Origin of the sequence: Rothia sp. LK2588 (genome assembly GCF_040946465.1) — a bacterium.
Classification (GTDB): Bacteria; Actinomycetota; Actinomycetes; order Actinomycetales; family Micrococcaceae; genus Rothia.
Map to the genome: position 1 here is coordinate 123,838 of NZ_JAYWLS010000002.1, position 23,897 is coordinate 147,734.

22 protein-coding genes are annotated in these 23,897 nt (G+C 61.9%); 8 read left to right on the plus strand and 14 right to left on the minus strand.

Annotated features, from left to right (window positions below; genetic code table 11):
* Window positions 1-7: 7 nt before the first annotated feature.
* From VVR12_RS04925 to VVR12_RS04940, 4 genes are all read right to left on the minus strand, one after another.
* Window positions 8-838: an ATP-binding cassette domain-containing protein gene (locus VVR12_RS04925; RefSeq protein WP_368550475.1), complete on the minus strand. Its 831-nt coding sequence runs from the start codon at window positions 836-838 to the stop codon at window positions 8-10.
* Window positions 839-888: 50 nt separating this feature from the next.
* On the minus strand, window positions 889-2,997 hold the full coding sequence (locus VVR12_RS04930; protein ID WP_368550476.1) for a dipeptide/oligopeptide/nickel ABC transporter permease/ATP-binding protein: 2,109 nt from the start codon (window positions 2,995-2,997) through the stop codon (window positions 889-891).
* Window positions 2,998-3,003: 6 nt separating this feature from the next.
* A complete protein-coding gene (locus VVR12_RS04935; protein WP_368550060.1) occupies window positions 3,004-3,957 on the minus strand; it encodes an ABC transporter permease in 954 nt (317 codons plus the stop codon).
* A gap of 210 nt (window positions 3,958-4,167) precedes the next feature.
* Complete coding sequence (locus VVR12_RS04940; RefSeq protein ID WP_368550061.1) at window positions 4,168-5,772, minus strand: ABC transporter substrate-binding protein; 1,605 nt, start codon at window positions 5,770-5,772, stop codon at window positions 4,168-4,170.
* Window positions 5,773-5,982: 210 nt separating this feature from the next.
* Here VVR12_RS04940 and VVR12_RS04945 point away from each other — a divergent pair, with 210 nt between their 5' ends.
* Window positions 5,983-6,741 carry a FadR/GntR family transcriptional regulator gene (locus VVR12_RS04945; protein WP_368550062.1) on the plus strand — a complete coding sequence of 253 codons (759 nt, stop codon included), beginning with the start codon at window positions 5,983-5,985 and terminating at the stop codon, window positions 6,739-6,741.
* Window positions 6,742-6,803: 62 nt separating this feature from the next.
* Here the strand turns inward: VVR12_RS04945 and VVR12_RS04950 are convergent, their stop codons facing one another.
* From VVR12_RS04950 to VVR12_RS04985, 8 genes are all read right to left on the minus strand, one after another.
* Window positions 6,804-6,950, minus strand: coding sequence for a methionine/alanine import family NSS transporter small subunit (locus VVR12_RS04950; RefSeq protein WP_368550063.1), 147 nt, complete (start codon window positions 6,948-6,950; stop codon window positions 6,804-6,806).
* A gap of 2 nt (window positions 6,951-6,952) precedes the next feature.
* On the minus strand, window positions 6,953-8,560 hold the full coding sequence (locus VVR12_RS04955; RefSeq protein WP_368550064.1) for a sodium-dependent transporter: 1,608 nt from the start codon (window positions 8,558-8,560) through the stop codon (window positions 6,953-6,955).
* A 147-nt stretch (window positions 8,561-8,707) separates the two neighbouring features.
* A complete protein-coding gene (locus VVR12_RS04960) occupies window positions 8,708-9,742 on the minus strand; it encodes a polyprenyl synthetase family protein (protein ID WP_368550477.1) in 1,035 nt (344 codons plus the stop codon).
* Between the two features lie 72 nt (window positions 9,743-9,814).
* A complete protein-coding gene (locus VVR12_RS04965; protein WP_368550065.1) occupies window positions 9,815-10,555 on the minus strand; it encodes a demethylmenaquinone methyltransferase in 741 nt (246 codons plus the stop codon).
* A 49-nt stretch (window positions 10,556-10,604) separates the two neighbouring features.
* Window positions 10,605-10,967, minus strand: a complete 363-nt coding sequence (locus tag VVR12_RS04970; protein ID WP_368550066.1) for a cupin domain-containing protein — start codon at window positions 10,965-10,967, stop codon at window positions 10,605-10,607.
* Between the two features lie 37 nt (window positions 10,968-11,004).
* Complete coding sequence (gene menD / locus VVR12_RS04975; RefSeq protein WP_368550067.1) at window positions 11,005-12,681, minus strand: 2-succinyl-5-enolpyruvyl-6-hydroxy-3-cyclohexene-1-carboxylic-acid synthase; 1,677 nt, start codon at window positions 12,679-12,681, stop codon at window positions 11,005-11,007.
* A gap of 74 nt (window positions 12,682-12,755) precedes the next feature.
* Window positions 12,756-12,920, minus strand: coding sequence for a hypothetical protein (locus VVR12_RS04980; protein WP_368550068.1), 165 nt, complete (start codon window positions 12,918-12,920; stop codon window positions 12,756-12,758).
* A gap of 353 nt (window positions 12,921-13,273) precedes the next feature.
* Window positions 13,274-14,302, minus strand: a complete 1,029-nt coding sequence (locus tag VVR12_RS04985) for an o-succinylbenzoate synthase (protein ID WP_368550069.1) — start codon at window positions 14,300-14,302, stop codon at window positions 13,274-13,276.
* A gap of 155 nt (window positions 14,303-14,457) precedes the next feature.
* Between VVR12_RS04985 and VVR12_RS04990 the strand changes: the two genes are divergently transcribed.
* Window positions 14,458-15,495, plus strand: coding sequence for a phosphatase PAP2 family protein (locus VVR12_RS04990; RefSeq protein ID WP_368550070.1), 1,038 nt, complete (start codon window positions 14,458-14,460; stop codon window positions 15,493-15,495).
* A gap of 92 nt (window positions 15,496-15,587) precedes the next feature.
* Here the strand turns inward: VVR12_RS04990 and VVR12_RS04995 are convergent, their stop codons facing one another.
* Window positions 15,588-16,502 (minus strand): MBL fold metallo-hydrolase, encoded by a 915-nt coding sequence (locus tag VVR12_RS04995; protein WP_368550071.1) that lies wholly within the window; start codon window positions 16,500-16,502, stop codon window positions 15,588-15,590.
* Window positions 16,503-16,622: 120 nt separating this feature from the next.
* Between VVR12_RS04995 and gluQRS the strand changes: the two genes are divergently transcribed.
* The 6 genes from gluQRS (at window position 16,623) to VVR12_RS05025 (ending at window position 23,580) form a co-directional block, all read left to right on the plus strand.
* Window positions 16,623-17,627 (plus strand): tRNA glutamyl-Q(34) synthetase GluQRS, encoded by a 1,005-nt coding sequence (gene gluQRS, locus VVR12_RS05000; RefSeq protein ID WP_368550072.1) that lies wholly within the window; start codon window positions 16,623-16,625, stop codon window positions 17,625-17,627.
* Window positions 17,608-18,594, plus strand: coding sequence for a DMT family transporter (locus VVR12_RS05005; protein WP_368550073.1), 987 nt, complete (start codon window positions 17,608-17,610; stop codon window positions 18,592-18,594). The genes gluQRS and VVR12_RS05005 overlap by 20 nt, the downstream gene beginning before the upstream one ends.
* Before the next feature lie 112 nt (window positions 18,595-18,706).
* Window positions 18,707-20,191: a sodium/proline symporter PutP gene (putP, locus tag VVR12_RS05010; RefSeq protein ID WP_368550074.1), complete on the plus strand. Its 1,485-nt coding sequence runs from the start codon at window positions 18,707-18,709 to the stop codon at window positions 20,189-20,191.
* Window positions 20,192-20,241: 50 nt separating this feature from the next.
* Complete coding sequence (locus tag VVR12_RS05015) at window positions 20,242-21,195, plus strand: 1,4-dihydroxy-2-naphthoyl-CoA synthase (RefSeq protein ID WP_368550075.1); 954 nt, start codon at window positions 20,242-20,244, stop codon at window positions 21,193-21,195.
* A 125-nt stretch (window positions 21,196-21,320) separates the two neighbouring features.
* The gene (locus tag VVR12_RS05020; protein ID WP_368550076.1) at window positions 21,321-22,538 is read left to right on the plus strand and encodes an AMP-binding protein; all 1,218 of its coding nucleotides are present in this window, start codon (window positions 21,321-21,323) and stop codon (window positions 22,536-22,538) included.
* A 124-nt stretch (window positions 22,539-22,662) separates the two neighbouring features.
* Window positions 22,663-23,580, plus strand: coding sequence for a 1,4-dihydroxy-2-naphthoate polyprenyltransferase (locus tag VVR12_RS05025; protein WP_368550077.1), 918 nt, complete (start codon window positions 22,663-22,665; stop codon window positions 23,578-23,580).
* Here the strand turns inward: VVR12_RS05025 and VVR12_RS05030 are convergent.
* On the minus strand, window positions 23,577-23,867 hold the full coding sequence (locus VVR12_RS05030) for a DUF4229 domain-containing protein (protein WP_368550078.1): 291 nt from the start codon (window positions 23,865-23,867) through the stop codon (window positions 23,577-23,579). The two genes, VVR12_RS05025 and VVR12_RS05030, sit on opposite strands and share 4 nt — an antisense overlap.
* Window positions 23,868-23,897: the final 30 nt, after the last annotated feature.

Consider the following 23,897-nt stretch of genomic DNA (forward strand, 5'->3'; position numbering starts at 1 on the left):
CGAAATTCTAAACGTGCAAGAGCGTCGGGGCGGCACCGAGCAACTTGCGGGTGTAATCCTGCGAGGGGCGATCAAAGACCTGTTCGGCGTTGCCCTCTTCGACGATCTTGCCCCCGTTCATCACGCAGATGCGGTCAGAGACGTAGCGAACCGTCTGGATGTCGTGGGAGATAAACACCATGCCCAAGAACAGCTCCTGTTTCAGGTCGCTCAACAGGTTCAACACCTGCGCGCGCACCGAGACGTCCAACGCACTGGTCGGCTCGTCGGCCACGATAATTTTCGGTTCCAACGCCAGGGCGCGGGCGATGGCCACGCGCTGACGCTGACCACCGGAGATCTGCGAGGGCAGCGCCTCCGCCGCCGACTGGGGCAGACCCACGAGGCCTAGAAGTTCGCGTACCCGTCGGTCGCGCCCGGCCTTGTTGCCGATGCCGTGCACGTCCAGCGGATCGCGCAAAATATCTTGCACCGTCATTCTCGGGTTCAGTGCGGTGGCCGGGTCCTGGAAAACGATCGAGATATCCGAACCGAATTCCTTGCGGAAGGCGGCATTGCGCTTGAGGGCGTCCCGGTTTTTAAAGGTCATCTGACCCCCGGTCGGTTTCTGTAGACCCACGATGACCGATGCCAGGGTGGATTTACCGCAGCCAGACTCCCCTACGATGCCGATCGTTTCACCACGGCGAATCGACAGCGAGACGCCGTCCACCGCTTTGACGATCTGGGGCTTGAAGATACCTCCGGTTCTGGAACGGTAGTGAACCTGGATATCTTTGAGCTCGATGATGGGCTCACTGACGCGTGTGACGGCTTGCCGTCCCTGAGTGTCGAGAATGTTCCGGTCGCCTTCGGTGTTAGCCGCTACCGAGCCATGGATAGATTCGCTCACGATCGCACGCTCCCTTCGGTTGCTAGATTTTCACGGTGTGAGGCCCACCAGTGGCCTTCTTCGCCCTCCACGGCCACAAACTTCAACCGCTGGTTGGGGTCGGCGTCCGCACGCAGAGAACGCGGCGCAAAACGGTCGCCTGTGGCGAAGTCGCCGGGCGAGGGCACGGTACCGGGGATTTGGTAGAGGCGCTCTGAACCCGATTCGATGGAGAGCACCGAGCCCAAGAGGCCTCGGGTGTACTCGTGCATCGGGTTCTTCAACAGCTGGCTAGTGAAGCCCGTCTCGACCACCTGGCCGGCGTACATCACCGAGATGCGGTGTGCCACCTGCGCCACCAGAGCCAAGTCGTGTGAGACGAAGATCATCGCAAAGCCCAGCTGCTCACGCAGCTCGTTCAGCAAGCTAATGACTTCTTTCTGCACGGTGACGTCCAGCGCGGTGGTGGGCTCATCGGCGATCACCAGCTTGGGCGAGCGGGAGAGCGCCATCGCGATCAGCACGCGCTGACGCTGGCCACCGGAGAGCTCATGCGGGTACGAGTTGAGGGTCCGCTTTGCGTCCAACTTCACGAGAGTCAGTAGCTCCTCGGGAGTCTTTCGGCCTCCTCGCTTGGTCAGCTGCAGCATCTGATCCTTGATGAGCATCGACGGGTTCAGCGAGCTCAGGGCATCCTGGTACACCATCGAAATGACCGAGCCACGCAACTTCTCGAAGACCTCTTCCGAGGCCCCCACCAATTCTTGGCCTTCGAACTTCACCGAACCGGTGATCTTGGCCTTCTTGTCGAGCAAACCGATGATGGCCAGGGAGGTGATGGACTTACCCGAACCCGACTCGCCCACGAGGCCCATAGTTTGACCCTCGGTTACGGTGAAGGACACGCGGTCGACCACGGGGGTCTCGCCGAAGCGCTCGGGGAAGAAGATCGAGAGATCTTTGACCTCGAGGATGACGCGCGCGTTGGGGTTGGCCACCAGACGGTCGGTGCGGCGAGTCTCGGCGTCCTTTAACTCGTTCAGCACGCCCTCGAGGTTCTGGGTGGCCAGACGATTCTGATAGTCGCGTTCACCGGCGAGCGCACCGGCGCTGACTTCTTCAGCGGTGATCTTGCGGGTCTCCTCGCTCATCGCCTGCGGGATATCCTCCGCTTCCGCGTAAGACTTGTCGTCGGTGACGGCAGGGGCCGAGGTCAGCACACCCGAGGTCAGGCCGTCGGTGTTGTTCTCTTCGTCGATTTTTACTTTGCGGCGCAGCTTGGGGTTGACCATGGCGTCCGTCATGCCCTCGGAGAGCACGTTCAAGGCGAGCACGGTCAGCAGAATGATCAAGCCGGCAAAGGTCGTTGCCCACCAGCCACCGGCGAGCACCAGGGCGCGGCCGTCGGCGATCACGTTACCCCAGGAGGGGTTCGGCGGACGCACGCCAGCCGAGAGGAACGACAGCGACGCTTCGAGGATGATCGCGTCTGCCACCATCACGGTGGCGAACACCAGCACGGGAGCGATGGTGTTACGCACGACGTGCTTGAGCAGGATGTAGGGACGCGGTGCGCCCATGACACGCTCGGCACGCACGTAGTCTTCGTCCCAGCTAGCGAGCACCTGAGCTCGGACGACGCGGGCCAGCTGCGGGGTGTAGACGATGGCGATCGCCAGGATGATGGTGCCCACCGAGTTACCCAGCGAAGCCAGCAGAACCGCGGCGAGTGCGATACCGGGGAAGGCCATCAGGATGTCCATCAGGCGCATCACAATCTCAGAGACGACCTTGGAGCTGGTGGCGGCCAGTGAGCCAAGAATGCCGCCGAGCAACAGGGCCAGCGCTACCGCACCCAGGCCAACCTGCAGGGAGGCTCGAGCACCGTACATTAGGCGGGAGAGAATATCGCGGCCCTGGCGGTCGGTGCCGAACAGGTACTCACCGTCGGGAGCCGAAATCGGTATACCCGTCGAGGCCAGCGGATCGTGCGGAGCGAGGACGGGGGCCAGCAACGCCATGAGAATAATGAGAAAGAGGAATCCCAGAGCAATTTTGGATCCCAGGGGCAGGGCCTTGAAGCGAATACCAGGCTGAGAAAGACGGTCAGCTAGTCCTTTTCGCATCATGAGTTATACCGTCCTAATACGAGGATTGATGAGCATGTACAACAGGTCAACGATGATGTTCACCAGCACAAAGGCGACGGCGATAGTGATGACCACGCCCTGAACGAGGTTGATGTCGTTACCGGTGATTCCGGTGAAGATCAGGTTGCCCATTCCGTTGAGGGAGAAGATCATCTCGATCACGACTGCGCCACCCATGAGGTAACCGATGCGCAGGCCCAACACGGTCACCGGGGTGATGAGCGCGTTCTTGAGCACGTTCTTGGTGATGACCTCGCGGCGGGGCACACCGTTACCGATGGCGGTGCGCACGTAATCCTTATCCAGTTCTTCCACCATCGAGGTACGCACGGTGCGGATGAGGGACGCGCTGACCGGCACCGCGAGCGCCAGGGCCGGAAGGAACATGTACTGCAACCAGGTACCAAAGCCGCTGCCCTTCGGCGCGTTACCGCCCGAGGGGAACCAGCCGAGGTTCAGGGAGAGGTACTGGATGAGCAGGATACCCAACCAGAAGGAGGGGGTTGCGATCGAGGCCATGGAGATCACGCGGATCACCTGGTCTTGCCAGCGGTCGCGGTAGAGAGCCGCGGTCACACCCAACACCAAGGAAGCTACGGCGGCGATCAACACACCCAGGAAGGTCAGTTGCAAGGTGATGGGGAAGGCGACCTTGATCTGATCGATCACGGGCTGAGCCGGGGGCGTCGTCATGCCGAGGTCGAATCGGATCAGACGACCGAGAAAGGCGAGGTACTGCACGGGCAAGGGTTGGTCGTAACCCATTTCCCGGTTGTAAGCGGCTTTGGCTTCTTCGGACGCGCCTTCACCGAGTGCAATGGTCGCTGGGTCGCCGGGGGTGAATTGAAGAATGATGAAAACCAGGATGGTCACGCCCAGGAGCATGACCGGCAAGGCTAAGAGTCGCCGCCCTAGTAGTCGCAATAAATTAGACACAACAAACTACGCTTTCTCACCGGGGTTTCGGCGTGCAGAGATCCCGGATTTTGTGGTGTGGTGATAGAAAGTCGAGGAGGGGAGGCTACGACGGCAACCGCACCGCTGTGAATGCCGTCGTAGCCTCGCATTCAAAAAGCAAAGCGCCGCACGGTGGTGTGGAATTGCTGTAGTGGGCGCTTCACCCGCTTTTTGAAAGTAGCTACGGCATTATGCCTGGGTGGAACCAACGTTCAAGAACGAGACGCCGGTGGTCGGCAGCGGCTTGTAACCGTTGAGGGTCGAAGCGTCCCACGCGGTGGGCAGTCGACGGTGGAAGAGCGGGTACAACGGAGCGTTGTCGGCAATGATGTCGATGGCCTTCTTCCAGTCCTGCTTCGGGTTCTCGGCGGTCACGGCCGAGTCCATGAGTTTCTGTACCTGCTTGTACTCTTCGGTCTTCGACCAGCGGAAGCGCTTTTCGGGCCAGGTTGCACCGCGGTACCACCAGGAGAGCAAGAGGTCTGCGTCGTTACCGAAGACCGAGGGGTCACCGGGTGCCAGGACCACCTCGAAATCACCGGTGTCGACGTAGTCGGAGTACAGGGACGCAGACGCCTGATCCGAGATGGCGACGTCCATTCCGGCGTCCTTGAGGGATTCCTGGATGTGCTGCGAGCACTGCTTGACCCAGTCGTGATCGGTGGTGTGAATGGTGAACTTGAGGTTCTCGACACCGGCGTCCTTCAGCAACTTCTGTGCCTTGGCCTTGTCGTAGGTGTAGACGGTGGAGGCCTCAACGTAGTCTTTGTGCTCCTTGTGGAGGAAGGAGGTTGCCGCCGAAGCGTTGCCCAGCAGAGCGTTGTTGATGACCTTGTCCATGTCGATGGCGTAGAAGAGTGCCTGGCGCACTTCCTTCTTATCGAACGGAGCCTTCTGGCAGTTGAACATCATGAAGAGCAGACCGAAGGACTGCACCGATTCGACGTTGAGGTTCGAGTTCTCGAGCACCTTGATGTTGTCGTAGGGCACGGATTCGATGGTCTGCACACGCTTGGACTGCATTGCGGTCACACGTGCGGCGGGGTCTGCCAAGATGGACCAGTTCATGGTCTTGGCCAGAGCCGGGCGCGGTCCGTTGTAATCGTCGAAGCGTTCGAACTTGATGTGGTCGCCCTTGGTAGCCGAGACAAACTTGTAGGGGCCCGAACCCACGGGGGACGATCCGAAACCGTCGAGGTTCTTCTCTGCGCTCTTGGGCATGATGAAAACCAGCGAGATGCGGTCGGCAAAGAGCGGGAAGGGCTGATTGAGCTTGAACTCTACGGTCTTGTCGTCGACTGCCTGGGTGGAGTCGATGAAGTAGAGGAACTGAGCGAACAGCGACTCTTCGGCGGTGTAGCGGTCGAACGACCAGACGACATCCTCGGCGGTGACGGGATCGCCGTTGTGGAACTTTGCGCCCTCACGCAACGTGACGCGATAGGTGGTGTCGTTGACCTGTTCGGGGTCCTTGGCGGCCAGAGCGTTGTAACGTTCGCGGGTTGCCGGATCCAGGGCGGTGAGGCCCTCGAAGATGTGCAGGTTCGCTGCCATCGGCGCGGCGCCGGAGGCAACGGAGGGATCGAAGGAGGTCGAGACGTCGTAGGCGATACCGGCGTTGATGGTGCCGTCTTTGTTCACCGACTCCGAGGCGGCTTCCGAGGAACCTCCTGCAGAGGAATTGTTGTTACCGCATGCGGCGAGGCTGGCGGTGAAGGCAAGAGCTGCTCCGGCAGAACCGGCGAGCTTGAAGAACCCTCGGCGGCCGAGGGGTGAGCTGAGAGCCTCTTTCATGGAAGTCGCTCCTTTGTGACTTATATGAAATAGATGAAGACCAGGTGACCAGAAGTAGGACGTCCTACCTCTTGTACCTTAAGATAGTGATAAGTACCACAAAGTGCAAGTACTAACTCAGATGTTTCTCAGACACGACACGTGGGCCTTCGCCGTCGAATACGCACAAGGTCTCAGAGAATATGAGTATTCGCTTCAAGGAGTTACTCAATGACACAGCCAAGCTCAAAACACAGAACCACCGCCCGAGATCGTCAGGAACTTCTTCAGAACCACATCATCGACTTGATCCTCGAGAAGCAACTTCCCGCAGGAGCGCCCATGCCCACCGAGACAGAGCTTTCGGAGGAACTCGGTGCGGGCAGGAACTCGCTACGTGAAGCCATGAAAGTTCTCGACGCCATCGGCATCGTTGAGATCAGACACGGCCGAGGAACCTTCGTCAGCAACGACGCTCTAACTCCGATGGTGCGTGCCCTCACGTTTCGCGGAAGGTTGTCTCTCTTCCGCCACGGCAAAGAGGCCCTGGAGCTCATCGACGTGCGCCAGGCCCTGGAGACCGGGCTGATCCCCTTCGTGGCGATGTCGATCGAAGAGTCTGAACTGAAAAGGGTGGAGGAAGCCGCCCTGGGGATCGAGGCCGCCAGCAAAGAGGGCAACTCTATCGCCTATTGGGATCAAAGGTTCCACGCCGCCCTTTTCGCACCCCTGGGCAACGAGTTGCTCTCCGGGCTTCTGGACGTCTTCTGGCAGGTTTACCACAACATTTCGATGTCGCTCGACGGAGTGGCGCCGCTACAGCCTGAAGACTTAGAAAGCCTCTCGAAAGCCCATACCGATTTGTACCAGGCCGTCAGCGACCGAGATCCCGCCAAGGCCGTTGAACTGATGACCGCCCACTTCGATGGAATTCGGATGAGGTTGGAGAAGTGGGCGGCACAGCTCGCTTCCGACCACGACGAAAAGTAGGCACGCAAAAAGTCCCGTACCCCTCAGAATCATAGCGGTACGGGACTTTTGCAGATCAGAGGTTAGTCGGCGTGCAGATTATATTCATCCACCGCGCCGGGTTCCTCCGGCTGCTCGGGGTGGCGGGCCAGGTTGACGATCGCCAACACCATGCCACCCCAGATGGTTACGATGGCCACGATCAGCATCAGAATCGCTGCGCTTGTCATGGTTACGCCACCTCACTTTCACTGTGGGCCTTCATCCGGTGACGGGAAGGATCAACGTGATCGGTTAGCAGTTTGCCGCGGGAAATGGGCGGGGCGGGAGGCTTCAGCGCCGCGCGCGAGGTCTTGGACCACGGCAAGAAGGAGACCACCACTGCGATCACCAAGAGCATGATCACCATGCCCCAGCCGAAGATATTCAGCATCTGGGCGGGGTATCCCTCATAGGGTTCCTGGAGCAGACCGATGAAGGTCGAGATCAGGCTGTATCCCAGGACCAGCGGGGTCACCAGGGCCAGGAGCACCATCCACAATCCCCCGGTGCGCACCGAACCGAAGCGGTTCAGATGATCGCGCAGGAAGGGCAAGCCGCGTACCAGGTAGGCGACGGTGATGATGGAGACCAAACCGGCGGCCAAGATACCGAACTGGTTGACGAAGTTATCCAGGATGTCCAGCACGTAGAGACCGGATTCGGTGGACATGAACACAATGGAGAGTACAGCCAGCGGCACCCCCACAAAGAGGGTGGCGGGCACTCGGGCCATATCGAACTTGTCCTGAATACCGGCCACGATCACCTCGACGATGGAGATGATGGAGGTGAAACCGGCGAACAGCAACGACCCAAAGAACAGCAGGCCGATCAGCGCGCCGGCCGGCGCCTGCGAGATAATGGTCGGGAAAGCGATGAAGGCCAGGCCGATACCCGAGGTGGCCACTTCAGAGACGGACGTGCCGGCGGCCTGGGCCATGAAACCCAGCGCCGAGAACACGCCGATACCTGCCAGCAACTCAAAACCCGAGTTAGAGAAACCTACGACCGCACCCGAACCGGTCAGGTCGGTCTTGGTCTTGAGGTAGGAGGAATAGGTGATCATGATGCCGAAGCCGATGGACAGGGAGAAGAAGATTTGGCCGTAGGCGGCGACCCACACCTTGGGGTCAGCCAAGGAGGACCACTGCGGAGTGAACAACGCGTTCAAACCGTCCGAGGCTCCCGGCAGGGTCAGCGAGTATCCCACCAGCACCACGAACATCACCACGAGCAACGGAATGAAGATGACGTTGGCGGCGCCGATACCCTTCTGCACGCCCAGGCTCATGATGACGAGCAGCAAGACCCAGACCAGGATCACGGGGATCAGCACGCCGGGCACGAAGTTGAAGGAGAGGCTGGTCTCCCCCGCGTGCAAGAAGTCCTTCATGAAGAACGTGGCCGGGTCGTCGCCCCAGGCATGGTTGAAGGAGAAGAGCATGTAGCGTAGCGACCAGGCGAGAATCGCGGCGTAGTAAATCGCGATGATCGCATTGATGCCCATGTGCCACCAGCCGATGAACTCGGTCTTGCGGTTCAGTCGGCGGAAGGATAGCGGCGAGGACGCCCGGCCGCGGTGGCCGATGGCGTAATCGAAGAAGAGAAACGGCAGACCTGCGGTCAACAGTGCCACCAGATAGGGGATCATGAAGGCGCCGCCACCGTTATCGAAAGCGACATAGGGAAAACGCCAGATGTTTCCCAGTCCCACCGCGGAACCGATGGCGGCGAAAATGAATACTTTGCGGCTTGAGAAACTTTCGCGTTTCTTGGGTGCCTTGAGCGACGAGGCCATATAGCTACCTCTGTGAGTAGAAAGGAGTGCGTTGAAGGCGGGCCCGGGCGGCCCGCTAGTGTGCACTTAATCTACTGGTAGTGTGACCTGCATCCCCAATTTCTACACCAATGTCTCATTATTCAAGACATGGAGGGTGGGGCTCAATTAGGCCTCGCGACGCACCACTGCATGCGCGAAGGATTTCAGCGCCGACTTCGCGGTCGACTCGGGCAACGGCTCAATGGCAGCAATCGCGTCATCGGCCCACTGGTAGGCGATCTCCCACGCCCGGCGGGTCACCGGGTGGGCGGCAAGCTCGGCCACGGCGGTCGCCAGGGCCGAGTCGTCCGTGAGGTCTGCACGCACCAGCTCGAGCACCCGCTGCGCCTCCGGATCGCCCGACTGCGCCTGCTGCTCCAACAGGATGGTCGGCAACGTGGGAACTCCCTCGCGCAGGTCGGTGCCGGGCACCTTGCCCGACTTCTTCGACTGCCCGGTCACGTCGATTACGTCGTCGGCCAGCTGGAAGGCCACACCCACCAGTTCACCGTAACGAGCCAGCATCTGCACCACCGACTCCGAAGCACCGGAGAGGATCGTGCCGTAAGAACCGGCCGCCGCGATCAGTGACCCGGTCTTACCCTCGACCACCTTGATGTAGTGGGTGAGGATGTCCTCGCCCTCCTGCGGACCGGTAGTCTCGAAAAGCTGCCCCAGCACCAAACGCTCGAAGGTCTGCGCCTGCACTGCCATCGGGCGCTGCCCCAGCTCAGAGACGATGAGGGACGCGCGGGAGAAGATGAGATCGCCGGTCAAGATAGCGACCGAGTTGCCCCAAATATTCTGGGCGGTGTCGACACCGCGGCGCTTGGGGGCGTCATCCATCACGTCGTCGTGATAGAGGGTGGCCAGGTGGGTCAGCTCAACCACGACGGCGGCATCGATCACCGCGTCGTTGATCTCGCCGTCCGCGGCGGCAGCCAAGAGGGTCAGCAGAGGACGCACCCGCTTGCCTCCCGCGTTGAGCAGGTGGCGAGAGGCCACATCGGCAATCTTCGAGGTCTGCGTAACCGCCCGCGAGAGGCGCTCCTCGATCTCAGCGAGCGCGCTGAGGATCTGCGGCCCCAATTTTTCGTCGGAGGCGATGATGTCAAAGCCGGCGGGCAGGGAGAAATCCGCATTGGCGAAGAGGTCTGCCATGGATCCCGAAGTGGTGGTGTTCTCGGTGTCGCTCACGTCTGAAGTTTCTTCTCTATCTCGATGCGCCGTTGACTAGACGCGTGCCTGCTGGGTCTGCGCCGCCCCTGCGATGTCTGAGGCGGGGGCCTTAAAACCGCGGTGGATGGCGACGATGCCTCCGGTGAGGTTCCGGTACTTCACATCCGTCCAGCCGGCGCGGGTGAATTCGTGAGCCAGAGCGTCTTGATCTGGCCAGTCGATGATCGACTCGGCGAGGTAAACGTACGACTCGGGGTTGGAAGACACCGCGCGCGCGATCGGCGGGATGGCACGCATAATGTAATTCTTATACACCGCGGCGAAGGGGGCAAAAGTGGGCTTGGAGAACTCCAAGACCACGATGCGGCCGCCGGGTTTGGTCACGCGGTGCAGTTCCCGCAGCGCCCGGGGGTACTCGGCGACGTTACGCAGACCGTACGACATCGTCACCGCGTCGAACTCGTTGTCCCCGAAAGGAAGGTCGGTCACATCTGCCTGCACGAAGGTGATGTCAGGACGACGGCTTCGACCGACCGCCAACATACCCTCCGAGAGATCGGCGGCAACGACGTCCGCCCCGAGATCCGCGAACGGTTCGGAGGAGGTGCCGGTACCTGCGGCGATATCGAGCACGCGCTCACCGGGCTGCGCGTTGACCGCGGCGACGGTTTGCTTGCGCCAGTACAGGTGCTGCCCGCCCGAGAGAATGCCGTTCATCAGGTCGTAGCGCTCTGCCACCTGGTCGAACATGGAGGCGATGTCTGCGGTGTTTTTATTCAGGTCTGCACGATTCACCTTGCCATTGTGTCACGAATGCACCCCGAGCTCTAGGCAGGAGGGCGCGCTAGAGGTTGACCGTGGCGGTTTCGTGGTGTTCACCGGTGAGCATGGTGACCAGCACGGTGCTATCTTCGACCGCCTTCAACTCGTGTAACAGGTGCGCGGTGAGGTGGATCGGCTTGCCGGGATGCAAGCGGATGGTGGAGCCCTGGACAGTGAAATCCACGACCCCCTTGAGGGTCTGTACCACGATCGGATGCACGCTGTGGTGCTCCTTGAAGACCTGGCCGGCGGAAAATTCGAGTAGCACGAGGTTGGCCCCGTCCGCCTCGACAATTTTCTTCGCGTGCGGTTTGGTCTCGAACGGTTGCAACGCGCAGGTTAGGTCGGGCAGGTCGATCACGTGCCCCTCGTGAGTGCCGGGCATGACAGCCTCCTCAAATCGGTATCTTGTATACCTAATTCTACGCCCGCGTCACGTTCACGGTGAAGCCATTCTCGGCAGAGAATCCCTCCACCAACCGCTCGATCTCCACCGCGTGCGGAGTGGTGAAATAGCGATGGACGGCCTCCGCGAAACCAGGGTCTTGCCCCAGTTTTCCGTGCTCGAGAGTGCCAAAAATCCCGCCACCGCGATCATCGAGCACATCGACCACCACCCGCGGCTTGAGTTCCAGGGGGCCGATATTGAGCGAAGAGACATCGTGTAGGAAGGTCAGGTCTCCACACAAGACGCGCACCGGGGTAGCTTGCCCACCGTCTCGCGTCGCGCTCGCCAGCGAGACACCGGACGCCACGGCCAGCGTCCCATCAATACCCGCCAACCCCCGCGAGGCCAACACAACGGGGGCGCGCTGGGAGGAAGGCGCGATGAGGTCAAGATCGCGAATCAGGTTGGACGATCCGCACAGTAGCGTCTCGCCCCGAACCTGGGCGGTTTCCCATGCCTGCAGCGCCAGCGAAAGCCCCGCGGCGCGACCGGTGGCGACCCCGGTTTCGCGATAGTCGCGGACTGCGGCCAGATGTTCGGCGCGAGCCTGCCGCCCGGCCTGTTGCCAGGCATCCAGCCACTGCGCGCTTCCCCGACCGGCCAACTCTGCCAGTTCCGTCAGCGAGTTCACGGCGCGTCGCTTGAGGCGGCCCGGAGTGAACCACGGGGCCGGCCGCTCGGCATAGTAGAGCTGTTCTTTATCGGCGGCGTCCAAGAGCGCGGTGACCGGGCGAGACAGCGTGGGGTGGCCGAAGAGCACGACCTTCTCAATCTGCTCCCCCAGCTCCCCCGCCAACACCTGCCGATAGGCCTCAATTGCCACGTTCGAAAACCGTGCCCCAGAGCTCGGTTCGGCGAGCAGCGGCAGGTGGTGCTTGGCGGCGAATCGCTGGGCCACCTCACCGGCACCGTCTCCGGCCACGACCACGGTTTTCACCTCCGGTAACTGTGCGGTGTTCACTCCCAGCCAGTCGGCCAGATCCTCGGTTGGTTGCGCCAGCGGTGCCGCCTCGGGAGCCTCGGCCAATCGCCGCGCCCAGCGTTGCAACAGTTCGGCGTGGGCCGGGGCCGGGGTCAACGGGGTGTCGAAGGCGAGGTTGAGGTGGACGGGCCCCACCGGTAGAGACGAGGCGGCCTCCCAACGCTGCGCATCGCGGCCGCAGAGCGTGGCCAGCGCCTGCGAGAACGCCTCGGTCTGCTTTCCCGGTTCCCGTTCGGGGTAATCCGTCAGGTCTACCTCGGCCCGCACGAAGTTGGTCAACATGCCGGGCTGCTGCGTGGTCTGGTTAGCGCCGGTGCCTCGGAGCCGCGGTGGCCGGTCGGCGCTGAGTATGGCCAGCGGAAGCCCCGAGTGATACGCCTCCATCACCGCCGGAACCAGCTCCCCCACCGCAGTGCCGCTCGTAGTCACCACACCCACCGGAGCGCCCGTGGCTTTGGCCAGGCCCAGCGCGGTGAAGGCGGCCGAGCGCTCGTCGATCCGGACGTGCGAGGTCACCACTCCCGCGGCATCAAGGGCGGCCACGGCATAGGCCAGGGGTGCGCTCCGAGAGCCTGGGCTCACCAGAATATGGCGCATGCCTGCTCGGACCAGGGAATCCAGCACCGAGACTGCCGACATCAGCGAGGGAGGAAGCGGGGTAGTATTCATCGATTTCCATCTTAACGACAAGCGCCCGTCACCGAAGCAGTGACGGGCGGGGCGCTATGGCGCGAAAGCTGAGTTTAGTGGGAGACCTTTTCGGTCACCGCGGAGTAGTCGTAGTAGAGATCCCAGCGCTCTTCCTCAGTCAGGGTGGGGGTGAGGAAGATCTGCTTGAAGTTCTCAACGGCTTTGGAGCCGAGGTTCTGAACGGAGGATGCCTTCGGTGCGGACTGAAGGAAGAACATGATTGCCTCTTTCTGCGTATCGTTGCGCAGTCTTAAAAATTCCCTAGTGGACCTCTTGCGAAGAGCGGATCTACCCTGTGCGACCAGGCCGCTTTTGTTTCACAAAGAAAGTAATTGCGATGACTGATATGAGCATAACACAGGCTGAGGGCATTTGGGGGACAAATCTAAGAATTTGTAGGTATTATCCGACGAAACCCCAGGGTTCTTGTCCCCATAAACAGAGCAATTATGCCCCCTACTAAGCACTTTACTCACCGGTAACTTAAAGCTCATCCAAGTGTCACCCAGAGAACGAATTTTTGTACTTGAGGCGTTGCACGACACCGCGGGGGAAACCTGCCTAATAACCCTCAGGCGTCGCTCAGAACGCGATAACACTCCTCGATGCGCCGGCGCCACCAGGCCGTGACCTGCGGGGAGGCGGCCCAGGTGCCCAACAAATCTTCGTCGGCGGCAACGTCCCGCACCTGGATCACCCCATCACGGGATCGTAGGGAAGGTGCGGCGGTATCTGCCGCCATCAGGGAGACCGTGTCTAAACCGCAACCGAACGGCAACTCGTCGAGGCTCGCCGCGAGCGCCACTCCGGCACGAATACCCACCGATGTCTCCAGTGCGGAGGAAACCACGGCCGGTAAACCGGCGGCTCGCACCACTTCGCGGGCCCGGCGCACCCCACCCAAAGGGGCCGCTTTCACCACCAGGACATCGGCCGCACCCAGTTGCGCCACCCGCAACGGATCGGCGGCCTTGCGCACCGATTCATCGGCGGCGATCAGGGTGCCCACCCCGCGTCGACGCAATTCCTCGCGCACCCGCGCGAGCCCCTCCGCGGTAGACACCGGCTGCTCGGCGTAGACCAGATCGAACTCAGCCATGCGAACCAGGGCGTCCACGGCCTGATCGTGGTTCCACCCCATATTGGCGTCTACCTTGAGCCGGGCCTGCGGGAGCGCGGCTCGCACTGCGGCAACGCGAGCAATGTCTTCGTCAACACCCTGCCCAGACTCAGCGACTTTAATCTTGATTTCGTGGATTTCACCCTCATAGTTCGCCAGCACCCCGGGCACCTCGTGCGCCGCCACCGCCGGCATCGTGGCGTTGACCGGAACCTCGGTGCGCCGCGGTTCCGGGTACCCCAACCAGGCAGCCTCGACCGCGGCCGCCAACCAGGCGCTTGCCTCTTCAGCGCCGTATTCCATAAACGCCGCAAATTCGGCCCACCCTGCAGGACCGTGGATCAGGGCCGACTGTCGGCTGGTGACCCCGCGGAACTTGACGCGCATGGGGATCTCAACCACATGAACCCCGGCAAGGATGTCCTGCAACGGGGGCAGTGGACGACCGTCAAAGAAGGGAGGCAGGTTTGAAGTGTGCACGCCCTTAATCTACAGCGGCGCCGCCCCGGCGTTGAAACCGGGAGGAGGTCTCATGGATTCTCCCAGGAAACCCTCAAGAGAATTTGGCACAATAAACTTCAGTTCTAGTGGTGACAACCGGCAATCCTGTCCGTGAAAGGCGGTTCACACACGTTTTGGTCAGACGAAACAACGCACAGTACCCTCTCTCCCCGGAGGCCCCCGTCGAGCGTCGGGTGACCCCCGATGCTTCAGTGCGTGCCGTTCCGGCTAAGACAGACGACACCGGCCCTGGCACTCTCCGGACGCCGCACCAGGCGCATCATGCGCGGTGGAACGCAGTGCGCCGCACCCGCCCCTCCCTGTGGTCGATCGTGCAACACATCGGTGCCCTGGTGATACTCGGAACTCTCTTTGCGCTCTCGCTCTGGTTCTTCATCCGCACCGCGGTAGGTCAAGACCTCGACGAACGGGCCCTGCATGAATTCTCGTATCGGTTCATGCGCTTTCAGACGCAAACCTCGAGCATGCTCGACCTCATCCCCGCCGCAGCCGGCGTCCTCGCCCTGGTCTGCATTATTTTCGTGATCGTGTGGAAGCATCGTTTCGTGCCGGCCCTCGTCGGCCTGGGCGTGGCGCTGGCGGCCAATGCTTCTACCCAGATCTTGAAGAACTTCATCGTCACCAAGCCCGACTTTGGGATGCAAGAGGCGGTCATGAATTCCGCGCCCTCCGGCCACACCACTTTCGCCGCCTCTGCCGGCGCGGCCCTGTTTCTCGCCTCCCCCAAGAAGTTTCGCCCCGTCGTGGCGATGATCGGCGCGTTTTTCACCTTGGCGGCGGGTTTCTCGACGGTGGTCAATGCCTGGCACCGCCCGGTAGACGTGGTCTCAGCCGTGCTCCTGACGACCATCTGGACGGTCATCGGCATGGCGATCCTCCGGTTCCTTCGCTCCGAAGAGATGGACCTCTCCGATACCAAGTACACCGGGTTGATCCTGGTTCCCCTCTTGAGCATCATCGGTTTCTTCGTGAGCTTCTGCGCCGTGGCCATGTATATGGTGACCTATTACGACCCGATCCCCGGTTGCGCGTTGATGGCGGCCACCTGCATGATCGTGGCGGTGATCGCTTTCTCGACCGCGCTCCAGATAGCTCTACTTCGCACGAAGAACAAGGTTCGTTCGGCCTACACCAAGGTGTGGACGTACTAGGGCACACCAACGCATCTCTGCAACAACGCATCAAGAAAGCCGACGGAAAATCGTTCCGTCGGCTTTCTGCTGTGGTTCTTGAGCTTGTATTTCTAGGCTTTGCCCAGGGTGATCGGTCCGGTGAGGCCGGTGGTGTCGCTTTCTGTAAAACGGGTGTGCGAGACGCCCTTGCCCTCGCGTTCCTGGTTCTCCAACCACTGCAAACGGTTGAGCAGGATGCGAGTGGTGCCACCGGAATACGGCAGGTGATACATCGCCGCGGTGGTGGGGTTTTCTTCCTGTGAAAGAGCCGAGGCGCGAATCTTCTCGATCGCCTGTTCCATGGTCTCGGCCATGCGGGTGATGAAGGCCTGCTCTACCGCTTCGCCGTGACCGGGAATGAACACGCGATAACGATCCAGCGCCGCGACGTCGTGCAGGGTCGAGACCCACAGCTCAGGGTAGGAATCGTCGAAAGCCGGGTCGTTGCCCTGCTCGAGGATGTCGCCGGTAAACAGGACGTCATCCACGCCCACCAACACGTCGGAATCGGTGTGAGCGAGGCCCAGGTAAAACAGCGTGACCGCACGTTCGCCGAGCTCAACCTTGGTGAAGGACGCGCGCGTCCCGTCCCCGGGAAGAAAACGGTTAGGCACGACCAGGTGGGTGTTGGCACCCTGCTGATGAGCCATCTCGGGTTCCAGCACTTCAACGTATGCGCGCTGCTGGTCTCCGTACTGTTCCATGGCGCGGGCGGCTCGCGGGTGCGACCAGAACTCGGTGACCCCGTCTGCTTCAAACACCGCGTTGCCCATAAAACGGTCGAAGTGAGCGTGGGTGTTGACCACGACCAGCGGGAGCTCGGTGATCCGTCGTACCGCACGGAGGATTTCGGCGCCTTGACGCGGGCCAGCGCCGGTTTCTACCACCATCGCTTTATCGGCGCCCACGATCAGGCCGGAGTTCAGACGGTAGTTATCTGTATTAATGAGGTAGACACCGTCTGAGATTTCATGTGTACGTGCCATAGTTCAAAAATACTCGAACTTACCCCAGAACAGCATCTTCTGTTGTCATCCTAGACAACAGTGAGGCACGTCTCACATGCGCAATCGCCGCCATCCGCCCGCGCCAAAGACCGCGATAGCATGGCAGATGTGGAAGTTAACAGAGACCAATTCGCCCGCACCGTTTCGGCCGATGCGCCCGTCGTCGGACGCTTCGCCCCCTCCCCCTCGGGAGACCTACACTTGGGCAACCTGCGCACCGCGCTCTTGGCCTGGCTCATGGCCCGCCATGCCGGCGGACGCTTTGTGATGCGAGTAGAAGACCTCGATCGCGTGCAAGAAGGCGCCGCTCAGCGACAACTAGAACACCTTGCCGAATTGGGGATCGACTGGGACGGCGAGGTGCTCTATCAATCACAGCGAGTGGACGCCTACCTCAGCGAGGTGCGCAGCCTCACCAACGCCGGCCTCACCTACGAATGCTTCTGCACCCGTAAAGAAATTCAGGCGGCACCCTCAGCACCTCACGCCGCACCGGGCGCCTACCCCGGCACCTGCCGCGACCTCACCCCGGCCCAGCGCGAGGCCCGCCGCGCCCAGCGTCCGGGAGCGATACGCCTGAAGACCACCACGAGCCGCTACACGGTTGACGATTATTACACCGGGGAATACACCTCAGACGTTGACGACTTCGTCTTAGTGCGAAATGATGGCACAGCCGCCTACAACCTCGCCTCCGTGGTCGACGATCACCACCAAGGCATCACGCAGATAGTCCGAGGCGACGACCTCCTCCCCTCGGCCCCGCGCCAGGCGTACCTGGCCAATCTTCTCGGGTTTGCAGCGCCCCGCTACGCCCACGTTCCACTCGCGCTCAACGCGCAGGGTCAACGCCTGGCCAAACGCGACGGCGCCGTCACCCTGCCGCAACTCCGTGAGCACGGTGTCAGCGACGCCCGCGTGATGGAGCTGATCGCCGCGTCCATCCCCGGGCGCCCACTGTCACATGCCGGCGGCACCCGCATGCCGCACACGGCCGCCGAAATGTTAGAAGTATTCGATCCGGATACGATCTCCACCGAGCCCTGGGTGGTGACCGATCCGCTGAAGGAAGGGACCACCCCATTTGAAGAGACTCTCGGTTAACTCTCTCGCCCAGCGCGTACCCGCACACCACCGCGGCACCGCCGCGTTGCTTCTGGTCATCCTCGCGTGCCTCGGCATCCAGATCTCCACCGCCGTGGCCGCACCTCTGCTAGACCGCATATCACCGCTCTCCCTGGCCGGTCTCCGTAGCTTTTGTGCGGCGATCGTCTTGCTCATTCTGGTGCGCCCGAGAGTCTCCAAACTGAAGAAAAGCGACTGGCCCCAGGTCATCCTCTACGGCGTGGTGGTCACCTTCTTGAACATCGGTTACTTCAGCGCCATTAAGTACATCCCGCTGGGCATCGCCGTGACCATCGAATTCCTGGGCGCCTTCGGCGTCTCGTTGTTGGGCGTGCAACGTGCTCGCGACGGATTGATTTCGCTGGGCGCGCTGGCCGGCGTGATTCTCATCGCCGGCCCCTCCTTCGAGTCCACCCAGATCGTCGGATACCTCTGGGCCGCCATGAGCGCGCTGTGCATGGCCGGTTACACCCTGCTCTCGGCACGCATGGGCCACGGCTCTCCCGCGGTTGAGGGGTTGAAGGGTCTGGCGATCTCGATCTGCATCTCGGCGCTTCTACTGAGCCCGCTGTCGGTTCCGGTCATGGGTGAGATCGGCTGGGACGGCTGGTTGCGGGTGGCGCTGGCCGGTTCGATGGGTATCGCGCTGGCCTACTCTTCGGACGCCGTCGCGGCCCGCCTGACCTCGGCCGCCGTCATCGGCGTGCTCCTCAGCCTCGACCCGGTGGTGGGAGCACTGATCGGCACCGTCGTCATGGGTCAGGTGCTGCCCCTTCCCGCCTACCTGGGCATCCTGTTGATCGCCGCCTCGGGCGCGCTGCTGGTGTGGAAGACCAACCGGTCTGCGATCGCGATTTCGGCGCACCACCCCAATACCGCCATCCTCGACGCCATCGTGGAGGCCAAGACGGGTCAATTGCCGATCATCCGGCCCGAGGATCGTTAACTAAGATCACACCTAGTTGTGGTTCAATGCACATTAACTGATCTGCGCGATGTAAGATAAAGCGATTCCCATCGGGTATCCCGGTAATTCATACACGCATAAGGATCGTTCAATGAGCGCAACCACCTGGCAGATTATTGCCCTGGCGATCTACTTCTTAGCCATGATCGCGATCGGCCTCTGGGCCAAGAAACAAAACACTGACCTCGAAGACTACGTTCTCGGCGGCCGTCGCCTCTCACCCACCACCGCCGCGCTCTCCGCCGGCGCATCGGACATGTCGGGCTGGTTGCTCATGGGTCTGCCCGGTGCTCTGTACATGGCCGGTCTGGCTCAGGGTTGGCTGGCCATCGGTCTGACCATCGGTGCCTGGGTGAACTGGAAGATCGTTGCCCCGCGCCTGCGCATCTACACCGAGGTCTCCAAGAACTCGGTGACCGTGCCGGTGTTCTTCCATAATCGCCTGCGCGACAACACCCGCATCCTGCGTGTGCTGACCTCGGTGATCACTCTGATCTTCTTCACCTTCTACGCATCTTCGGGCATGGTGGCCGGCGGCAAGTTCTTCCAGTCCTCCTTCGGCCTGGACTTCCACACCGGCATGCTGTTGGTGGCCGGCGTGACCGTGCTCTACACCCTCTTCGGTGGATTCCTCGGAGCCTCCTACACCGACATGGTGCAGGGTCTCATCATGTTGGCTGCGCTGTTGATCCTGCCTGTTATGGCCCTGTTCTACGTGGGCGGTCCGGTCGAGGCTTACCACACCGTGGTTGAGGTCAACCCCAACGCTATGTCGCTGTTTGCCGGCACCACCGCGCTAGGCATCATCTCCACCGCCGCCTGGGGCCTGGGATACTTCGGTCAGCCGCACATCATCACCCGCTTCATGGCTCTTCGTTCACACCGGGACGCCGGAACGGCCCGCCGCATCGGCATCGGCTGGATGGTGCTGACCGTGGTGGGTGCGGCGTCCGCCGGTCTCATCGGCGTGGCCTACTTTGCCCGCCACCCCGAGGCTACCTTGACCGATAAAGATGCCGCGGAGTCCGTATTCCTCGACCTGTCGCAGCTGCTCTTGCACCCCTTCGTCGCCGGATTCATTCTCTCGGCCGTGCTCGCGGCAATCATGTCTACCCTCTCCTCGCAGCTGGTGGTCTGCTCCTCGGCGCTGGCCGAAGACATCTACGGTGCAGTCACTAACAAGAAGCTGATCGGTTCGCGTGGCCTGTGGATTGGACGCGCCGGTGTGCTCGTCATCTCGGTGATCGCCGCGCTGCTGGCCTGGAACCCCGACAGCTCGGTGTTGCAGTTGGTCGCCTTCGCGTGGGCCGGCTTCGGTGCCGCATTCGGCCCGATCGTTCTGCTCTCGCTGTTCTGGCGCAAGCTGACCAACTGGGGTGCGATCGTCGGTATTATCGGTGCGACCATCACCGTCTTCGTCTGGGGTAACAGCCCGCTGGCGGAGACCATGTACGAGATCGTTCCCGGCTTCATTGTCAACCTGATCTTGGCCGTGGGTGTTTCGTTGGCGACCTACCGCCGCAACCCCGAGATCGAGGCCGAGTTCGACGAGACACTGGCTGCCCTGAAGGCCTAGCCCGCACGTGAGAGGAGGGGCCGGTGGTGGCTCGGGTAACATCGGGAACTATGAGCATTGAACTTCCCGAAAAAGTCTCCGACATCTTTGATCCCAACGCGTGGCGTGTGGTCGAGGGGTTTGAGGATTTCCAAGACATCACCTACCACCGCCAGGTCGAGCGCGATGAGGCCGGCGCGATCGTGCGCGATCTGCCGACCGTGCGCATCGCCTTTGACCGTCCCGAGGTGCGCAACGCGTTCCGTCCGGGCACGGTGGACGAGCTCTACCGTGCCCTGGACCATGCGCGGATGACCTCGAACGTGGGCACCGTGTTGCTCACCGGCAACGGCCCCTCCCCCAAAGACGGCGGTTGGGCCTTCTGCTCGGGTGGCGATCAGCGTATTCGCGGCCGCGACGGTTACCACTACGCCGACGGTGAGACCGCCGAGACGATCGACCCGGCGCGCGCCGGACGCCTGCACATCCTCGAGGTGCAGCGTTTGATCCGTACCATGCCTAAGGTGGTCGTGGCCCTGGTCTCGGGTTGGGCCGCTGGCGGCGGTCACTCGTTGCACGTGGTGGCAGATTTGACCATCGCCTCCGAGGAGTACGGCAAGTTCAAGCAGACCGACGCCACCGTGGGCTCGTTCGATGCCGGTTACGGTTCGGCCTTGCTGGCTCGCCAGGTGGGCCAGAAGTTCGCACGCGAGATCTTCTTCCTCGCCAAGGAATACGACGCCCAGCGCATGTATGAGATGGGTGCGGTCAACGACGTGGTGCCCCACGCCGAGCTGGAGAAGAAGGGGCTCGAGTACGCGGCCCACATCGCGCGGCAGTCACCGCAGGCTATCCGCATGCTGAAGTTCGCGTTCAACCTGCCCGATGACGGCATGGTCGGCCAGCAGGTCTTCGCCGGTGAAGCCACCCGCATGGCATACATGACCGATGAGGCGGTGGAAGGACGTGACGCCTTCTTGCAGAAGCGCGACCCGAACTGGGAAGAATACCCCTACTACTTCTAACGCAAAGCTCACTTGGTGAGCGTTGAACAGACCCGCAACGGACCGGTTACCCGGTAAGTTGCGGGTCTGTTGTTTGTTCGGTGAGGTTCGGGTGCCGGCCGGGCGGGAGTAAACTGAGCACCGCCATGGATTTCTCAGCCCTCACCCCCGCGTCCGCACCTACCCATACTGGCCAGCACACTGTGGTGGTCGGCGAAAAACTGCCCGCCGACCCCGCCCGCATGTTGGCGGACTTCACCCGCTCCTTTGAGAACCTCGCGGTGGCCGGCGTCCAGAACCACGAGCCGGCACTGATCGTCACCACCTCCGGCTCCACCGGCAAGCCCAAGCAAACCGTCTTGAGCGCGGCCGCCCTGCAGGCCTCCGGTGAGGCAACCGCCGAGGCCACCGACTCCCCCGGCGCCCAGTGGTTGCTCGCCCTGCCCGTACACTACGTGGCCGGCGCTCAGGTCATCGCACGCTCCGCCCTGGCCGGCACCTCCCCGATGATCACCGATTCCGTCACCCACGGGAGCCCCTTCAGCGCAGCTGACTTTCTCGCGGCCTCCGAACGGTTGTCCGCCCGCCACCGCATGACGTCGCTGGTGCCGACCCAGCTCCACCGGCTCCTGGAGGAAGCGGAGAAATCCTCGACCACGGCGTCCGAGATCATCGAGGCGTTGCGTAGCTTCAACGCGATCCTGCTCGGCGGCGCGCCCGCCAGTGCATCTTTGCTGAACGTCTGCCGGGATCACTGCATCAACGTGGTAACAACCTACGGATCCGCCGAGACCTCCGGCGGGTGCGTCTATAACTCGCGGCCGCTACCCACGGTTCAGGTCGCCATCCAAGATCCCGACGACCACGGTATCGGGCGGGTCTGGCTCGGCGGCAAACCGCTCGCCGAAGGCTACCTCAACGACCCCATACGAACCGCCGCCAGCTTCTTCATCGACGAACACGGTACCCGCTGGTACCGCACCGACGACCGCGGCAGCTTCACCGATGGCACCCTCACCATCGAAGGACGCGCCGACGACGTGCTCATCACCGGCGGCATCAAGGTCTCGGCCCGGCGCATCGTCGAACGCCTCACCGAGCACCCCGGCGTCAAAGAGGCCGTCGTGGCCGGCGTACCCCACCCTCGGTGGGGGCAGGCCGTCGCTGCCATGGTCTCCATCAAGCGGGGCCCGGCGGAACCCTCCCCGCAGGAATTATCCCGATTCGTCGCAGAAACACTCGGCAAACCCGCCGCACCGAAAATCATCGAAACCGTCGACGAGCTACCCGCGCTGTCCACCGGCAAACCGGACAGGCTCGGCATTCACCGGTTACTCACCCAGAAATCTTCAACCATCAACTAATTCCTAGCTCGCATCTCACATCGGCAAGCCCTGAACAGCCCGCGCGGCCTGTGAGACAATGAAGCGTGCTTCCCGGCGGCCCGCCCGCGAGGCACGCTGAAACCAGAGAGAAAGAGGTCGTTCCGTGGCAACACCGGCACAGTGGATCGAGGGCGCACGCCTACGCACGCTGCCCCTGGCAATCGCTCCCATCATCGCCGGATCCGCAGCGGCCTTCGAGCTCGACCGCTTTCACCCCGGCCGGGCCTTCCTGGCCTTTCTCGTTGCGTTCTTTCTTCAGGTGGGCGTCAACTACGCCAACGACTATTCGGACGGCATCAAGGGCACCGACGAGGTACGCGTGGGCCCCCTCCGCTTGGTCGGCTCGGGGGTAGCGAAGCCCCAGCACGTCAAAATGGCCGCCTTCATCTGCTTCGGCCTGGCAATGCTCGCCGGCCTGGTGCTGGTAGCCATCGCCCACCAGTGGTGGTTCTTGGCGATCGGGGCCTCCGCGGTGTTCGCCGCCTGGGGTTACACCGGGGGCAAACGTCCCTACGGTTACATGGGCCTCGGTGACCTTTTCGTGTTTATCTACTTTGGCCTCGTCGCCACCCTCGGAACTCTCTACACGCAGGCCGCCAAGCTCACCCTGACCGGTTGGGTCTTCGCCATCGCGATGGGGCTGATCTCGTGCGCGCTGCTGATGGCCAATAACGTGCGCGATATTCCCACCGACCGGGAGGTCGGCAAGATGACGCTGGCGGTACGCTTGGGCAACACGCTCTCCCGCCGGGTCTACGCCGCCGAGATGGCGGTAGCGCTTCTGCTCACGATCCTGTTGCTACCCCATAACCCGTGGTACCTGCTGGTCTTCGTGTTGATCGGCCCCGTGGTGCATTCCTCCACCGTGGTGCTCTCGAACCAGACCGGCCCCGCGCTCATCCCCGTGCTCAAGCAGGCTGGTATCGTTGCCCTGGCCTACTCGATCCTCGTGGCGATCGCCGCGTATCTGGGGCAGTTCGACCTCTTCGCCGAAGAGGTCATTCACTTCACCGGGTACTAAAAACCTTCGCGGGCAGATCTCTCGTCGACGTACTCGTCTTCTACCGAGCGGTTCTCGGCCTCAACGCTCTTCTTGGGTTTCTTCGTGGCACGACGGCGGTGGAGCCAGCCGTCCACGTCTGCTGAGGCCGCGCTGTGGAGGCGTGGGAAAGCCAAGTAGGCCACGGCGAATGCGATCAGAATCGCGAACAAGCCGCTGAAAATCAGCCCGACGTTCAGGTAGAGGCACACCACGAAGACGAGAACCATCATGCCGATACGGAGCAGAGAATACTTCAAGAAATTCACCCGTCCAGTCTACTCGCATCGTTGTAGGCC

Bases quoted from the DNA above. Each gene is read 5' to 3' on its own strand.
- VVR12_RS04930 (WP_368550476.1), bottom strand. From the start codon at position 2,997: ATGCGAAAAGGACTAGCTGACCGTCTTTCTCAGCCTGGTATTCGCTTC.
- VVR12_RS04940 (WP_368550061.1), bottom strand. From the start codon at position 5,772: ATGAAAGAGGCTCTCAGCTCACCCCTCGGCCGCCGAGGGTTCTTCAAG.
- VVR12_RS04945 (WP_368550062.1), top strand. From the start codon at position 5,983: ATGACACAGCCAAGCTCAAAACACAGAACCACCGCCCGAGATCGTCAG.
- VVR12_RS04950 (WP_368550063.1), bottom strand. From the start codon at position 6,950: ATGACAAGCGCAGCGATTCTGATGCTGATCGTGGCCATCGTAACCATC.
- VVR12_RS04955 (WP_368550064.1), bottom strand. From the start codon at position 8,560: ATGGCCTCGTCGCTCAAGGCACCCAAGAAACGCGAAAGTTTCTCAAGC.
- VVR12_RS04960 (WP_368550477.1), bottom strand. From the start codon at position 9,742: ATGGCAGACCTCTTCGCCAATGCGGATTTCTCCCTGCCCGCCGGCTTT.
- VVR12_RS04970 (WP_368550066.1), bottom strand. From the start codon at position 10,967: ATGCCCGGCACTCACGAGGGGCACGTGATCGACCTGCCCGACCTAACC.
- menD (WP_368550067.1), bottom strand. From the start codon at position 12,681: ATGAATACTACCCCGCTTCCTCCCTCGCTGATGTCGGCAGTCTCGGTG.
- VVR12_RS04980 (WP_368550068.1), bottom strand. From the start codon at position 12,920: ATGTTCTTCCTTCAGTCCGCACCGAAGGCATCCTCCGTTCAGAACCTC.
- VVR12_RS04995 (WP_368550071.1), bottom strand. From the start codon at position 16,502: ATGGCACGTACACATGAAATCTCAGACGGTGTCTACCTCATTAATACA.
- gluQRS (WP_368550072.1), top strand. From the start codon at position 16,623: ATGGCAGATGTGGAAGTTAACAGAGACCAATTCGCCCGCACCGTTTCG.
- putP (WP_368550074.1), top strand. From the start codon at position 18,707: ATGAGCGCAACCACCTGGCAGATTATTGCCCTGGCGATCTACTTCTTA.
- VVR12_RS05015 (WP_368550075.1), top strand. From the start codon at position 20,242: ATGAGCATTGAACTTCCCGAAAAAGTCTCCGACATCTTTGATCCCAAC.
- VVR12_RS05020 (WP_368550076.1), top strand. From the start codon at position 21,321: ATGGATTTCTCAGCCCTCACCCCCGCGTCCGCACCTACCCATACTGGC.